This is a genomic window from Prochlorococcus sp. MIT 0701 (genome assembly GCF_000760295.1).
Lineage (GTDB): Bacteria > Cyanobacteriota > Cyanobacteriia > PCC-6307 > Cyanobiaceae > Prochlorococcus.
In genome coordinates this window covers 171,213-185,642 of sequence record NZ_JNBA01000039.1, presented here as the reverse complement: position 1 = coordinate 185,642, position 14,430 = coordinate 171,213, and the positions used below count along the sequence as shown (strand labels likewise).

Sequence of the window (14,430 nt, the reverse complement as noted above, 5' to 3'; positions counted from 1 at the left end):
GATCAATAAGAGCTCAAGATCTTTTCAAAATCGTCCTTTCTGTATTGGGAACGCAAACGACGCAATCAGAGCCTGACGCCAAATGACAAAACTTTGATCGATATCAATCGAGTTGCAGCACATCACGTGTATTAGAGCGACGAATTCTTTCCTGCTGCTGATAAGACGCTAAACAGCCATCACGAATCACCAATAGGCAATTCACATAATCAGCACCATCAATCAGAGCTGCGCGAATGGCTTTTGATGCGGGAGTGCGATTACTTTCGCTGGATGATTCTTCATAACTAAAAGTGCCTGCAGCCGCAAGGCCATAGGCCCCTGCCCCTCTTGCACCGGTTGCACCTCCTACAAGCCCAGCCAAGGGAGCCAAAGATCCGCCGGATCCTTTTTGCTTAGCTGTGCTGGTCGCACGCCCCTCTACTGTTCGCGCACCGACAACCTCTCCAGTGGAGGAATCCACCACCCGTAGGTCGATGGAAACATAAGCCTTGGATTCCGAAACAGTCTTCGAGCCTCCAAAACCCATGAAGCGCATCCCACTTCCGGATTGCTTTGTTTCAACCCCATCCTCGTAGCCACTCACACGCCCCATAATCAAATAGCGGGCGCCACGCATTTGACGGCTACGTGCAGCGTCTCCGTCGTTTCGCACAATCCCCAACTCGGCAAGCTCTTGCTCAGAGAGGACGGCCTTGAGATTCTGCCGTTCCACCACTGTTAGTCCACCAGCAAGGGCTAATTCATTGGAGAGAGCATCCGCGAGCTGACGGCTCACACGCGGGCTCCACCAAGACAACCTTCCCACCTGGTTTTTAAAGTCAGGCACAGAAACCGTTGGGCCAGCCCAGGCGGCTACTGGAACAAACACAAAGGAAGCCAATGCTGCTGCAACACCAAAGGAGAAAAGTTTCACGGCTTTTGAATCCATTAGAGATTTCTACAGTCGGGCAATTTAAAAAGAATTAGGAGAGTGGGTTGCTTCTCGTAAAGCAACGCGACTTGCTATCACCAATTTGGAACGTCATGGCGATCTCAATCCTGTTGCTGGTTTTTCCTTGCTGCAAAGGCTTTCAGGGATGGCCTCTTCTCTTGTGTTGTTGACTATGCCATTGCCTCAGTTCTGCGGATGAGATGAATGATGTCAATGCAGGGCAACAAACAACTGCAGACAAACAGCCAATGGCGTGGGTTCAAATCACTCCTGCTCGCCGCTTTGGCCTTCAGCTTGATGACCGTTTGCGTCAAACACCTTGGTGGTCGTTTACCTGTCGCAGAAATTTTGTTCGCAAGATCTCTGATCAGCCTGGCAATTACTCGTTTCATGCTCAGTCGGGTTGGGGTTTCCCCCTGGGGACACCGTAAAAGGTTGCTGTTATTGCGCGGGCTACTGGGCACAGCGGCATTGTTCTGTGTATTTGACGCCCTGGCGTCCTTACCCCTTGCTACCGCAACTGTTCTGCAATACACCTATCCAACATTTATTGCGTTAGCGGCATGGATATTTTTAAGAGAAAGAATCCATCGTCTTATTGGCATAGCAGTAATTCTCGGTTGGTTGGGGATCTCCCTGGTTTTAAAACCAGAATGGCTTGGCACAAGCTTCACCGGTTACTCCCCTTTATCCGTCTTCATTGCACTTTCAGGTGCTCTATTTACAGCTCTGGCCTACGTCTGCGTACGTGAGCTTTCCAAACAGGAACATCAACTCGTGATCGTTTTCTACTTTCCATTGACATCAATACCAATAGCCCTGCTCTTCCTCGGGAATCAGGGAGTCTTGCCACTTGGAATCGATTGGCTCTGGATACTGGGTATCGGCCTATTTACCCAACTTGGTCAAATCTGGATTACCGAGGGATTAACTCTTTTGCCAGCAGCCACAGCAGGTTCAATTGGCTATTTCCAAGTTTTGTTCGCAACTCTCTGGGGTGTACTGCTGTTTGCTGAACCCGTTGATGGCTGGTTCGTACTTGGAGCTCTGATGGTACTAGGAGCAACACTCATCAGCTTCAGCAGCAGACAAGACAATATCCAAAAGCAATCAACATGAAAAAAAGATTGCGACCTCAATCTTGTTGATCGAGTTGTAAATGATCGTATGGTAATTTCTGTAAAAAATCCTTAAAAGGGCACCCGTAGGAGCGCCGGATGAGAACTAGATCTCGTCAGTTGTAGGACGTTGAAACATGTCGAAGCTAGTCCAGGACGGAAGGGAGTCTTTCAACCCCCTTCCTGGTCTTAAAACAGGTGAAGAACGTAGTGTTTCCGACTCAAGTAGTTATAGGTTCTCCTCCTTCGGTGTCTGGAGGGAGGGTCAGGACATTCCCACCACCTAACCCTCGAGGGTTAAGTCTGTCTTCACCATGTGGACCTTTCTGGGACACAGGTCCAGGGAAACCTCCACTTACACCCTTCAACTCATCGGTTGAGAGTTCCTCGTTCTCGTTATCTTTTGGATTAGTCATAGTGGTTTAGAAACTGAATGAAAGAAAAATCAAGTCATCCAACGTTCCCCACCAGAAACTGTTCCATCACTTGACTTCTCCCAATCTTTGAGTGACATCCCAGAACCAGAACCTTTTGGGTCATTAGGATTCCTACCTTTCTTTTGTCTGTTAGTTACTCTTGGAATCTCAATTCCCGCACCAGATACTCCACCACTAAAACTCTTCAACTCATCACTTGATAGTTCCTCATTGAGGTCTTCGTTTGTTTTGTTGGTCTCGTTGGCTTCAGTCATGGTTAGGGAGAAGTTAATGGATTACCTGATTACAATGTCGTTCAAAACACTGATTCCCCAATTTCAATTCCTATATTTCTCTTCTTCCAATCTTTTAGTGTCATCCCAGAACCAGAACTTGTTGGGTCATTAGGATTCCTACCTTTCTTTTGTCTGTTAGCTACTCTTGGGATCTCAACACCTACACCTGAGACTCCACCACTCACACTCTTCAATTCATCTGTTGAGAGTTCTTCGTTGATGTCTTCGTTGGGTTCAGCCATTAGTTGTTTATACTAGGTATTGTAATGATAGAACCCTCTGGAAGTAATGAACTCACCTGTATCAAAAAGAGATGGAATCTTTATAGGTCTCTTTGTTGTGTTGATTGTCACTCAAATCCCAACGTCAGTAAAGGACCACAAGATAAATGTTTGTAGAGATAAGATAGAGACCTATAATCATTCACTTTATAAGAAATATAAAGACAGGAAGTATAGTAAAAGAGATTATCGAGAGGTCTATCAATGTCGAGACGTTCTAGGTCTTGAATCTGATAATGTGTTGATATATAGAACCCGTAAGGGGTAGGGGTGTAGTGTCCTAGGTCGTAGGTTTCTATGGGTTCGTAGAGCTCACCTACCGAACACCTGCTCGAAGCTTCCTCATACCCTTTCCAGAGTTAAGCTGATACCCAGTTAACTCTTGAGACAAATAGATTATCCTCCTTCGGTGTCTGGAGGGAGGGTCAGGACATTCCCCCCACCTAACCCTCGAGGGTTAAGTCTGTGTTCACATGGGTATTATGGTTGTCAACATTTAAATAACGACGAGTCTCCATCTAAATCCAATGGAAAATCACTATTTTCATATCTCCTCCCACCACTAACACACTTCAACTCGTCTGTTGAGAGTTCTTCGTTGATTTCTTCTTTGCTTTCTTTGAAGTCAGTCATAGCTTTCTTTATTGAGGGGAGTCTTTTCGCAATTATCGGAGAATATACATTTTGCATCTAATTCGGTAGAGTTTGAATTTAATAGCGCCTGTAAATTTTCTACAGCTGGTCCGCGTTAGCCTTTGATAAGCCTAGCGCTACTTCCAGCTCTTTTGTCTTCTGGTAATAAAATATTTTCGTTACTCCCTGCAAAGCCACCACTAAGACTCTTCAACGGAGAGTTCCTCGTTGATGCCTTCGTATTCTTTGGGGTCAGTCATAATGGTTTAAGCAAATAGTATTATGAAAAATATTGATCTAATAGGTTGTCCTAACTATCAAATCTGTTCAGTCAAGATGCTTTAGTTAAACCCATCCTTCTCTTTATCCTTCCAACCATCCTTGGGTTTTAGAGAGTGTTGTATGTCCTTTGAGGCAATCCCACCACTTACATCCTTCAACTGTTCAGTTGAGAGTTCCTCGGATCTTTCTTCCCAGTACTGAGAGTTCCTCGTTTCTTCGTCAGTCATTAGGTGTTTGTACTAGGTATTGTAATGCTAGACCCTATGAAGAAGTAATGAAGTCACCTGTATCTAAAAGAGACGGAATCTTCATGGGTCTCTTTGTTGTATTGAATGGAACTCACGAATCCCTGCTTTCCTGAACGACTATAGGATTAATAGATGTCGTCAGTCAATAGGTAGCCGTTTTGATTGGATCGTGAGGGGATGATGAGACATCCAAACAATTAAAACATGAAAGATTGGCGAAAGAAATAAAACTTTGAGCAAAAATCTATCCATTGTATATGCCTTAGAGAAGGTCCGTTGCTGTTGACTGTCTAACTGAGGGCTGAGTTCGTGAACTCCTCGCTTTTGTAAGTGGATGAGGTCTAATCTTGTCAAACGTATAGACAACGAGGTGTCCAGGTTTTAGTTTTTCTTTGAGTAGATAGTTAGCTTTTCTCTTCTGAAGATGGTCATAAATAGACAGGTAAATGCAACTCACCCTTGTTGGAAAATGCTCTAGATAATATTCAAACAAACTTTCTACAGGCAGTGAATCACCAGGTAGCTGCTAGTCACACGGACTCATTACCCAGAAGATCTAATTCTTGCCGAGATGACTTTTATCTCGCTTTTCAACATGCACTCGACTCCTATCTGCTGAACGCTCCGTCTCAAGATCTAGGGGACTGGTAATAGCCGTTTGCAATAACTCAATCTGTAGTGGCCAGGGTTTCTGGCGGACAGTCATTGGCGAGGCTACTGATAACTATTGCAGGAATTGAGTTTTAGACCGCTCACGAAAAGCAAAACAAGCTCTAGAAGCTCTGAGCAGGACTTCGAACGATCAAGCAGAGGCTGGACAGATCAGGCAGCATGGATGACATCAAGAGCAATCTCATGATCGGCTGGCTGCAAGGGCAAAAAGTAGAAGCCTGGCAGCAAGGGACTCGGCAAGGAGTCGTTCTGGCATGTGCTGGTGTTGGCTACGAGGTTCAGATTGCACCGCGCCATCTCAGCGAAATGGAGCACGGGCAAAACACATTCATCCTCTGGATCCATCAGGTGCAGCGTGATGATGGATCCAGCTTGTTTGGCTTCCCGGAACGACGAGAACGCGACTTGTTTCGTACCTTGATCGGTGTTAGCGGAGTAGGGCCCCAGATGGCTCTAGCCCTTCTAGAGGAATGTCAGACCGGAGAACTTGTAGAGGCCATTGTGCAGGGAGACCTACGCAAGCTTTGTCAGGCTCAAGGGGTAGGCAAACGCACAGCCGAACGTCTTGCGGTGGAATTACGCACAAAGTTGGCTGAATTTAGTTGTCTTGATCCAGGAATGTCCCTGGTGGAAAACGACGTCAACGATTCGCATCAGCTCAAGGATTCAAGTCTGCATGAGCTACAGATCACCCTCGGGGGCCTTGGTTACGAAGATCTTGAAATACGCCGTGCCATAAGGGCTGTGGCCAGTGGTGTTGCAATAGGAGCCAGGGAAGCGCCTGAGCCTGTCCCCTCCATCGACGACACTGACGCCTGGCTGAGAGCATGCCTGCGCTGGCTCAGTCAGGAAGCTGCCTAAACAATGGTCCTCAAAGAGTTAGATTGTTTTTTTGGTCTCTTAGGGCAAAACGCCAAGCATGTCGCTCGATACAACAGAAAAGCAACAGCTAATCAACGCCAACCAAACCCATGGCACCGATACGGGGTCTGTGGAAGTGCAAGTGGCAATGCTTAGCGAGCGGATTACAAAGCTCAGCTCGCACCTGCAGGAGAACAAGCACGACTTCTCATCCCGGCAGGGACTGCTCAAGATGATTGGTCGTCGCAAGCGCCTGCTCAGTTATGTACGCGGAAAAAGTGAACAGCGCTACAACGGCCTGATCACCAAACTAGGCATCCGCGGTTAAATCCCTTTTGGCGATTTCCCTCTAATTCTTAAGCAGATGGCCGAACGAAGCAAAGCTATGCCTTTCGGGCCAGAAAAGAGCGGAACGGCCAACAAAAGCCTGCCGCAAATGGGATCCAAATCGCCAAAGATCAAGAAAGCAAAAGCGACCTCCAGCAGTCAGCAGGCCATTCCAAAGCCGGTGGCCAATCGCATGCTGCGGCGCGTGATCTTCGCTTCCGGTCTGCCTACTGCTGCAGGGATGGGCGTTTTTGTCGCTAGTTATCTGATTGTGAGCCGCGGCATTGCTGATATCTCACCATTGATCACGCTGATCAGCTCAGGAGCCTGCTTCCTCTTTGGCCTGATAGGACTGAGTTATGGGGTTCTATCTGCTAGTTGGGAAGATGCCCCAGGCAGCCTGCTTGGACTGGAACACATTCGTCGCAACATAGGAAGAATGCGCGATTCAATCAAAGCTAATCAACCAGCCTCAAAATCAGAGATCAAGCCAAAGGAATCAGGACAAACATCAGACAAATAGTCGGTCGCTGCATCGAGCTTTGAAAGCTTGCTGTTGAAGTGAACTGAGTGCAGCAGAAGCGTCACGAACGCAGAACTGATGACCTAGGCATACGTAACGCACCTGGGGTCCCTGACGAACCGCTGCCACCACGGGTACCCGCACGCCAAATTCATCCTTGGCTGGGCGATGCTGATGCAAACATTCCCGAAGCCTGTGCTGCACTGTGATGTCACAGGCTTCATCCGGCATTAACTCCACCAACAGCAGTCGTAGGTCATCGATGGCGCGGCAATCATCAATGATTAATTGGGTACGGTCGTCGCGACGATCAACAGAGGCCCAGATGAGCAGTCGCGCTTCCAGCATGAGGTGATCTGATAGACGGGCATAGCTCTTGGGGAACACCACGGCTTCGCAACCACCGGTGAGATCCTCAATCTTGAGAACTGCCATGCGATCGCCCTTGCGGGTTGTGACTTGGCGCATCTCCGTCAGCATCGTGATTACACTGATCTTCGCCTTGTCAGGCTGATCCTCAAGGCTGGCAAGACCAATGGGCGCCAGCAATTGAGCTGGAGCAGTGAGCTGCTTGAGAGGGTGATCAGAAAGGTAGAAACCAACCAACTCTTTTTCAAGTCTCAGCTTTTCAGTCGGTGGGTAGTCGGGAACCGGTGCTGCCTTGGGTGCAGTGCTCAGCTCATCAGAAGTTTGCTCGTCTGCTGCTGCAGCCACAAGATCAAATAGGTTCCCCTGACCACTCAGTCGATCACGGGCACGAGAAGCAGCCCAGTTAATTAGAAGCTCCAAGTCGGCAATTAACTGGGCCCGGTTCGATTCAGGGTCTATGGCATCCAGGGCTCCGCAATGAATAAGAGATTCCAACCCGCGACGATTCAGAACATTGGAGGGCAGACGATCACAGAGATCGGCAAGGGAGATAAAGGGGCCATCACCATCTCGATTGGCAATTAGCTGCCTGATTGCACCATCGCCAAGATTTCGCACAGCAGAAAGACCAAACAAGATGCGATCACCAGCAGGGGTGAAATCAATCCCAGAAGCATTCACATCTGGCGGCATCACTTCAATCCCCATCGCATTGCAATTCGAGATATAGCGCTGCACCTTGTCACTAGCGCCAGCATTTACTGTCAGTAATGACGCCATATAGGCAACTGGATAATGTGCCTTTAAATAGGCAGTTTGATAAGTAACAGCGCCATAAGCCGTCGAGTGACTCTTGTTGAAGCAATATTCGGCGAATAAAACCATTTGGTCGAAAAGCTCATCGGCGACCTTCTGATCAACACCACTTCGACTTGCACCTTCAACAAAAATACTGCGATGTTTCTGCATCTCTGAAACCTTCTTCTTGCCCATTGCACGCCGTAGCAAGTCAGCTTCGCCCAGAGAATAACCAGCAAGATCCTGGGCAATCTTCATGATCTGTTCCTGATAAACCATGATCCCGTAAGTCTCCTTAAGGATTGGTTCAAGGGCAGCATGAGCAAAATCAATTGCCTCTCGCCCATGTTTCCGATTGATAAACTTTGGAATTAATCCGGCATCCAAAGGACCTGGTCTGTACAAAGCTAAAATTGAGGAGATATCTTCAAGAGATGAGGGGCGAAGGTCGCGCACAATCTGTCTCATCCCACTTGATTCAAGTTGAAAAATGCCCTCAAGATCTCCTCTTGCAAGTAATGCAAAGGTTTCAGGATCCTCTGGTGGCAATTGGTCAGGATCAATTCTCTCTCCACTGCTGACTTCAACAAGCTCAAGTGTTTTGTCAATCATGGTGAGATTCTTGAGCCCAAGAAAATCCATCTTTAATAACCCCATCGACTCCACATCCTCCATGAAGTATTGAGTAATCACCTGTCCATCGTTATTACGCTGAAGGGGTACAAGATCATCCAGGGGCTCAGCAGCAATGACGACTCCAGCGGCATGAACACCAAAGGTTTTATTTGTACCTTCAATGCGCATCGCCATATCGACCCATTTAGTAACTACTGGATCGTTCTGATACTTCTCACGGAATTCAGCATTCGGCGAATCGCTTCCGATCATCGCAGCTAGCTTTGTAGGTTTTCCCCTTACTACGGGAATAAGCTTGGCAAGTCGATCGGCATCTCCATAGGGAATATCAAGCACCCGGGCGACATCCTTCAAGACGGCCTTGGAGGTCATCCGGTTAAAAGTGATAATTTGAGCAACCTTGTCTTCGCCATAACGACGCGTCACATAGTCGATCACCTCACCACGACGTTCAATACAGAAATCAGTGTCAATATCAGGCATCGACTTACGCTCAGGATTAAGGAATCGCTCAAATAACAATCCGTTTTGAACAGGGTCAATGTTGGTGATGCCAAGGGCATATGCCACTAGTGAGCCAGCGGCTGACCCCCTCCCTGGTCCTACTGGAATGCCCTGTTCACGTGCAAAGCGGATGTAATCCCATACCACCAGGAAATAGGTGGGAAAGCCCATTTGTTCCATCACACCCAGCTCATAAGTGAGCCTTTCGCCGTACTGGTCATCAATTGGATCTGCCGATGCCAGTCCCAACCGTTGCCGTAGCCCCTGCTCAGAGACCTCCTGTAGGTAACTCACGGCGCTATGTCCTTCAGGAATCGGGAAACGAGGCATCTGATAACTACCGAGGATTGAGTATTCCTCAACCTTTTCGGCAACGGCTGCTGTGTTAGCAATAGCCTCTTGCAGCACATCAGGCTCGAGATGATCGGCGAACAGCCGTCCCATCTCCTGTTCAGACTTGATGTATTCAGTACCTGTGTAGCGCAGACGCTTCTCATCACTGATCAACTTGCCTGTAAGCACACAAAGCAGGGCGTCATGGGCCTCTACATCGTTCTTGCTGAGGTAATGGGCGTCATTGGTCGCAATCAGGTCAATCCCTAGCTCCTTGGCGATGTTCACAATCTCTACATTGACGATTCGGTCTTCCGGCGAGCCGTGATCCTGAACTTCGAGATAGAAGTCTTTGCCAAAGACCTCCTGGTACCAACGGGCCACATCCCTTGCTACATCAGTGCGACCGCGCAAGATGGCCTGGGGGATCTCCCCACCAAGACAAGCGGTGGCAACCATTAATCCCTCGCTATAGGCCTTGAGCTGTTCTTTATCAATGCATGGCCTGGCAAAGATGCCCCGGCCGCGCATACCGCGCAGATGGCTAATGCTGGTGAGTTTCACAAGATTGCGATAGCCAACAGCGTTTTTTGCAAGCACCACCAGGTGATAACGACGCTCCTTCTTCGGTTGCGGATCCTCAATGGACCCGTTGATCACATACATCTCATTGCCGATGATCGGTTTGATCTCAGCGTTCTTGCAAAGCTTCAGCAGTTCAATGGCGCCATACATCACACCGTGGTCGGTGAGCGCCAGAGCAGGCATGCCTAGCTCCTTGGCTCGCTTCACCATCTGGGGGAGCTGTGTGGCTCCGTCCAGAAGGCTGTAGTCGCTGTGGTTGTGAAGAGGAACGAATGCCATGCCCCCAGCCTAGGAGGAGGCGCAAGATGCAGGGTTAGTCAAGTCGCTAAACGCTGCATCTAGCGCAAGAGATCTTTTAGGGAATGAAGTTGCCCTGCGGGTGATTTGCCATCACGTTTGCTGCTTGCTCATAGTGAAAAGCCACTTGTAGGAGGCGCGACTCCTCCAGCACATTGGCAATCAACTGCACCCCGATTGGAAGGCCATCGTCATCGAATCCACAGGGAAGACTGATAGCAGGCAAGCCAGCCAGGTTGGCTGGAATGGTCAGCAGGTCAGCCAGGTACATGGCAAGTGGATCATCAGCGTGGGCCCCGACTTGGAATGCAGTGGTAGGTGATGTGGGTGTCAGCAGCACATCGACCGTTTGGAAGGCAGCATCAAAATCCTGACGGATCAATGTGCGGACCTGCTGGGCTTTTTTGTAGTAAGCATCCATGTAACCAGCCGAAAGGGCATAGGTGCCGATCAGGATGCGTCGCTGCACCTCGCTACCAAAACCCTCTGCGCGACTTCGGGCTGTCATCGCGGCTAGAGCATCAGCTCCTTCAGCTCGGTAGCCGTATTTCACACCGTCGTACCGCGCCAAGTTGGCTGAAGCCTCTGACGGGGCAATGACGTAATACGTGGCGATGCCATCGCTAAAGCGTGGACAACTCACCTCAACGAGTTCCGCTCCCAAGGATTGCAGCTTCTCTGCAGCTTCCAAAACTGTTCTCTTCACTTGCGCATCCAAGCCGTTCTGATCAAAGCACTCTCGAATCAAGCCGATGCGTACACCAGACATTGGTTGCGAAAGGGCAGCGCAATAATCGGGAACAGCAACATTGAGACAAGTTGAGTCTCGAGGATCAGATCCTGCGATCACTTGCAAAAGCTCAGCAGCATCGGCCACGTTGGTCGTGAATGGTCCAACCTGATCAAGAGAACTGGCAAAAGCCACCAAACCCCAACGACTGACACGGCCATAGGTGGGTTTAAGGCCTACGACCCCACAAAATGAAGCGGGCTGACGGATTGAGCCCCCAGTATCTGAACCCAAGGCAGCCATGCATTCACCTGCCGCAACAGCTGCTGCACTGCCACCAGAACTGCCACCCGGCACACGGCTGACATCCCAGGGATTGGACGTAGCCCCAAACGCAGATGTCTCGGTCGAGCTACCCATGGCGAACTCATCGAGATTTGTTTTCCCGAGAAGCACAGCACCGGCCTGCCAGAGGCGCTCAGTGACGGTGGATTCATAGGGCGGCACAAAGGTTTCCAGCATTCGACTGGAACATGTGGTCCGTATTCCTTTCGTGCAGAGGTTGTCCTTAATTGCCAAAGGAACACCAGCCAGCGGTGGCAGAGACTCACCCGCAGCCAAGGCCTCATCGATGCGATCGGCATCGGCCCGAGCTCGCTCTGCTGTGATATCCAGAAAAGCGTGCAGCGTGGGATCCACCACTGCGATACGAGCGAGTTGGTGATCTGTGAGTTCCCTGGCGGAAACCTCGCCGAGCTTTAGTTGCTGACGCCATTCAGCGATCGCCATCGGCTTGCGGTGCTGTGCTGTGCAGAAGCGACGCTATCAGTCGTCTGACCAGCCTTCGACTGTGATCGTCAGCGGCTCAACGCGACGGCAACGCAAGAGGGTGTGATTCACAGACGCAGGTCCCTCTAAAGAGAGATCCGCAACGAAGGTCGATAGCTTGACCTCAAGACTCTTTCGAGTCACAAAAGGGCCGAACCAATAGGTGACATTTGGTTCACGGGTTTCAACCCTGGCCCACCAAGCCAAACCAAAGCCATTGACGAGGCTACGCAGCGGCCTAATCAATGAGCCCATGATTGAGGTTTGCGGATGACCCTTATTTTGCCTCGTCATGTTCCAATTGGTGTTCCGCTGACGGCTGCAACGGAACTTTTGGATCAACGCTGAACACTCTCATCATCAGGTGACTGATCCTCACGAACGTCAAAATTGCAATGCTGACTGGTCAGCAAATCCTCATCCTCAATCGAAGTTCTTTCTGCCTGCAAATCCCCTATTTGGGGATCCATCGGCGGCTGAACATCTTTGGAACAAAGTTGCTGGGTAGCCAAGCTGGACGGCAAAGCCTCACCAAACCGCTCAATCTCATCGGGCTGATGGATTGGGGAATTATTGGACTTGGCAATGGGTTCTGACTCCACGGAAATGGAGTCGCAAGAGATGGCCGGCAAAGGGCATTGAGGCCGCACGATCCTGGGAGAGGGAGTTTGGCCATGAACCCCCTTCATCCAGCCACGACGAGCAACCTCGTATAAACACATCGCAGTAGCAACAGAGGCATTCAGGCTGGGAGTAACCCCGCGTAATGGAACGCGTACAAGCTGATCGCAATGGCGACGAGTCAGCAGAGAGATCCCCTGCTTCTCGGATCCCGTCACGATCACTAAAGGTCCGTCTAGATCGACATCAGGAAGGGTGACGTCCCCTTCCTCCGCCAGGCCAATAACTCGATATCCCGCCTGCTTCATCGCTTCTAGAGAGCGATTGAGATTCACGACACGCGCTACTGGTAGATGTTCCAAAGCGCCTGCTGCAACCTTGGCCACCGAACCAGTGAGACCAGCACTTCGTCGTTGTGGGAGAACAACCCCATGGGCGCCAAGAGCCTCTGCAGAACGAATAATGGCGCCGAGATTGTGGGGATCCGTTAAGCCATCGAGGGCAAGCAAAAGGGGCGATTCCCCTAGACCCGTACATCCCTCGATCAGACTTTGCAAATCAAGGGTCTCCGCTGCAGCAGTCTGCAGAACAATTCCTTGATGCACAGCACCACCTGTGAGTTGACCGAGGCGAGCCCAGGTGACCTCTTCCACAAGTACTCCTGAGGATTTGGCCTCACGAAGCAATTGCAAAAACCTTGGTGCGCTTCGTAAATCTGATGTGCACCAGATGCGATGAATCGGACGCCCAGCTTCCAGAGCAGCTTGGCTGGCATGACGTCCCCAAAGCAAATCATCGGCAGCAGCCGGTCCGAAAGCTTCTGCCTCTGGAACACGATCCGAAGTAGATGGATCTAATCTTTTTGAAGGCAACTGCCTTTCTGCAGGACGTGAACGTTCTCCCAAAGAGGGACGTCGCCCTAACCGTTCATCGCTACTACGTCGTAATGGTCTCTCATTACGAAATCGACGAGCCTCTTTTCTGTCAGTGCCACTTGAACGGCCCTGCTCAGAGCGAGGACGATCCCGGCTAAAACGGCCCTGCTCAGAGCGAGGACGATCCCGGCTAAAACGACCCTGCTCAGATCGAGGACGGTCCTGGTTGAAACGGCCCTGCCCAGAGCTCTCACCATTGAATACTTTTGAAGGGCTATCACCAGCTTCTCCATCAGGCTTGGAGCGATACACCCCTCGCGGTCCAGAGGAACGACCACCCGAAGGGCGGCTGCCGGAAGAGCGGCTTCCGTAAGCAGATCGACCAGAGTCCCCATCGCCATCCCGTCGGATGCCACCAGGGCGCCCTCCTCTAGGACGACCACCGCGAGGGGGGTTTCCTGAACGGCGATCAAAGCGGGAGCTCATAAGAAGAGAAGAAGCTATAGCAAGTCGTGTTCTGTTTCTTCCAGTTGATCCAAGAGCTGCGCAAGCCGCGCCGGATTCTGCAAAAAGAGCCAGCCAACCATTGTCTCAAATCCTGTGGCCTTGCCGTAGGTCGCTGCATCTCCACGGCGTGGTCCTCGTCCGGATTTGTTACGACCTCGCCGTACCAAATCCTTCTCAAGATCTGAAAGATGCGCATCTAAGCGAAGTAGAGCATCTGCCTGAGCAGCGGCCTTCACCTCGTCAACAACAGCTCGATGTAGATCTTCAGATCTGCCAGGTTGGTAACAATGACGCAGTCGCTGGTGCAATTCCCAAACAGCATCACCAAGCCAAGCCAGTTGCAACGGCCCCAGTTCATTAGCACCACCAATCGCTGACTGACTGCGAATCCAATTGTTCAAGCTTTCAACTGATTTAAAGCCGTACGCAGATCAACTGCCAGGTGGAGAAAATCCTCAAGCCTCACAAGTTTCACAGTTTGGACGACCCTTGCATTGCCCACAAGGGCAAATGACCGTTTGGCATCGGTGCATTTCTTGGCAGTTTGAACCAAAGCGCCTAGGCCAGAAGAGTCAAGAAAGTCAATCTTGTTCAGGTCAATAACCAAAGGAGCAGCATTGGCCAGGAGCACATCCTCTATGTAGGTGATGAACTGCTTCTCGGAATAAGCGTCTAGCTGGCCAGTGAACTGGAACACCAGACAACCCTGCCGCCGTTCAAACCCCCCTCTTAGAGAAACGGTCAGTCGCTGCAATT

The 14,430-nt window shown here is 50.2% G+C and carries 14 protein-coding genes; 4 read left to right on the top strand and 10 right to left on the bottom strand.

Annotated features, from left to right (window positions below):
* Window positions 1–103: 103 nt before the first annotated feature.
* Entirely contained in the window at window positions 104–931 is an 828-nt protein-coding gene (locus tag EV12_RS11120) for a CsgG/HfaB family protein (protein ID WP_036915276.1), read from the bottom strand.
* A 207-nt stretch (window positions 932–1,138) separates the two neighbouring features.
* On the opposite strand from EV12_RS11120, the gene EV12_RS11115 reads away from it, so the two are divergent.
* Entirely contained in the window at window positions 1,139–2,053 is a 915-nt protein-coding gene (locus EV12_RS11115) for a DMT family transporter (protein WP_036915274.1), read from the top strand.
* A gap of 220 nt (window positions 2,054–2,273) precedes the next feature.
* Here EV12_RS11115 and EV12_RS13765 read toward each other — a convergent pair whose 3' ends face one another.
* Genes EV12_RS13765 through EV12_RS13760 form a run of 3 tightly spaced genes read right to left on the bottom strand, consistent with a single transcriptional unit; the run spans window position 2,274 to window position 3,006 of the window.
* A complete protein-coding gene (locus tag EV12_RS13765; protein ID WP_152562388.1) occupies window positions 2,274–2,468 on the bottom strand; it encodes a hypothetical protein in 195 nt (64 codons plus the stop codon).
* Between the two features lie 29 nt (window positions 2,469–2,497).
* A complete protein-coding gene (locus EV12_RS11110) occupies window positions 2,498–2,743 on the bottom strand; it encodes a hypothetical protein (protein WP_036915272.1) in 246 nt (81 codons plus the stop codon).
* Window positions 2,744–2,784: 41 nt separating this feature from the next.
* The gene (locus EV12_RS13760; RefSeq protein ID WP_152562389.1) at window positions 2,785–3,006 is read right to left on the bottom strand and encodes a bacteriocin; all 222 of its coding nucleotides are present in this window, start codon (window positions 3,004–3,006) and stop codon (window positions 2,785–2,787) included.
* A 2,057-nt stretch (window positions 3,007–5,063) separates the two neighbouring features.
* Between EV12_RS13760 and ruvA the strand changes: the two genes are divergently transcribed.
* Genes ruvA through EV12_RS11095 form a run of 3 tightly spaced genes read left to right on the top strand, consistent with a single transcriptional unit; the run spans window position 5,064 to window position 6,591 of the window.
* The gene (gene ruvA / locus EV12_RS11105) at window positions 5,064–5,741 is read left to right on the top strand and encodes a Holliday junction branch migration protein RuvA (protein ID WP_036915746.1); all 678 of its coding nucleotides are present in this window, start codon (window positions 5,064–5,066) and stop codon (window positions 5,739–5,741) included.
* Between the two features lie 58 nt (window positions 5,742–5,799).
* Window positions 5,800–6,069 (top strand): 30S ribosomal protein S15, encoded by a 270-nt coding sequence (gene rpsO / locus EV12_RS11100; RefSeq protein WP_011130024.1) that lies wholly within the window; start codon window positions 5,800–5,802, stop codon window positions 6,067–6,069.
* 36 nt (window positions 6,070–6,105) lie between these two features.
* Window positions 6,106–6,591, top strand: a complete 486-nt coding sequence (locus tag EV12_RS11095) for a PAM68 family protein (protein WP_036915270.1) — start codon at window positions 6,106–6,108, stop codon at window positions 6,589–6,591.
* Here EV12_RS11095 and EV12_RS11090 read toward each other — a convergent pair.
* The 6 genes from EV12_RS11090 to EV12_RS11065 form a co-directional block, all read right to left on the bottom strand.
* A complete protein-coding gene (locus tag EV12_RS11090) occupies window positions 6,580–10,095 on the bottom strand; it encodes a DNA polymerase III subunit alpha (RefSeq protein ID WP_036915268.1) in 3,516 nt (1,171 codons plus the stop codon). The two genes, EV12_RS11095 and EV12_RS11090, sit on opposite strands and share 12 nt — an antisense overlap.
* Window positions 10,096–10,171: 76 nt before the next feature.
* Window positions 10,172–11,632: an Asp-tRNA(Asn)/Glu-tRNA(Gln) amidotransferase subunit GatA gene (gatA, locus tag EV12_RS11085; protein ID WP_036915266.1), complete on the bottom strand. Its 1,461-nt coding sequence runs from the start codon at window positions 11,630–11,632 to the stop codon at window positions 10,172–10,174.
* 36 nt (window positions 11,633–11,668) lie between these two features.
* Window positions 11,669–11,965, bottom strand: a complete 297-nt coding sequence (locus EV12_RS11080) for a DUF1816 domain-containing protein (RefSeq protein ID WP_081939939.1) — start codon at window positions 11,963–11,965, stop codon at window positions 11,669–11,671.
* 44 nt (window positions 11,966–12,009) lie between these two features.
* Entirely contained in the window at window positions 12,010–13,653 is a 1,644-nt protein-coding gene (gene rlmB, locus EV12_RS11075; protein WP_036915264.1) for a 23S rRNA (guanosine(2251)-2'-O)-methyltransferase RlmB, read from the bottom strand.
* Window positions 13,654–13,667: 14 nt separating this feature from the next.
* Window positions 13,668–14,075 carry a Mini-ribonuclease 3 gene (locus EV12_RS11070; protein WP_036915262.1) on the bottom strand — a complete coding sequence of 136 codons (408 nt, stop codon included), beginning with the start codon at window positions 14,073–14,075 and terminating at the stop codon, window positions 13,668–13,670.
* Window positions 14,072–14,428: an STAS domain-containing protein gene (locus EV12_RS11065; RefSeq protein ID WP_081939940.1), complete on the bottom strand. Its 357-nt coding sequence runs from the start codon at window positions 14,426–14,428 to the stop codon at window positions 14,072–14,074. Before EV12_RS11065 ends, EV12_RS11070 begins: the two co-directional genes overlap by 4 nt.
* Between the last annotated feature and the right edge of the window lie 2 nt (window positions 14,429–14,430).

Bases quoted from the DNA above. Each gene is read 5' to 3' on its own strand.
- EV12_RS11110 (WP_036915272.1), bottom strand. From the start codon at position 2,743: ATGACTGAAGCCAACGAGACCAACAAAACAAACGAAGACCTCAATGAG.
- EV12_RS13760 (WP_152562389.1), bottom strand. From the start codon at position 3,006: ATGGCTGAACCCAACGAAGACATCAACGAAGAACTCTCAACAGATGAA.
- EV12_RS11080 (WP_081939939.1), bottom strand. From the start codon at position 11,965: ATGACGAGGCAAAATAAGGGTCATCCGCAAACCTCAATCATGGGCTCA.
- ruvA (WP_036915746.1), top strand. From the start codon at position 5,064: ATGATCGGCTGGCTGCAAGGGCAAAAAGTAGAAGCCTGGCAGCAAGGG.
- EV12_RS13765 (WP_152562388.1), bottom strand. From the start codon at position 2,468: ATGACTAATCCAAAAGATAACGAGAACGAGGAACTCTCAACCGATGAG.
- EV12_RS11090 (WP_036915268.1), bottom strand. From the start codon at position 10,095: ATGGCATTCGTTCCTCTTCACAACCACAGCGACTACAGCCTTCTGGAC.
- EV12_RS11095 (WP_036915270.1), top strand. From the start codon at position 6,106: ATGGCCGAACGAAGCAAAGCTATGCCTTTCGGGCCAGAAAAGAGCGGA.
- EV12_RS11115 (WP_036915274.1), top strand. From the start codon at position 1,139: ATGATGTCAATGCAGGGCAACAAACAACTGCAGACAAACAGCCAATGG.
- gatA (WP_036915266.1), bottom strand. From the start codon at position 11,632: ATGGCGATCGCTGAATGGCGTCAGCAACTAAAGCTCGGCGAGGTTTCC.
- EV12_RS11120 (WP_036915276.1), bottom strand. From the start codon at position 931: ATGGATTCAAAAGCCGTGAAACTTTTCTCCTTTGGTGTTGCAGCAGCA.
- rlmB (WP_036915264.1), bottom strand. From the start codon at position 13,653: ATGAGCTCCCGCTTTGATCGCCGTTCAGGAAACCCCCCTCGCGGTGGT.
- rpsO (WP_011130024.1), top strand. From the start codon at position 5,800: ATGTCGCTCGATACAACAGAAAAGCAACAGCTAATCAACGCCAACCAA.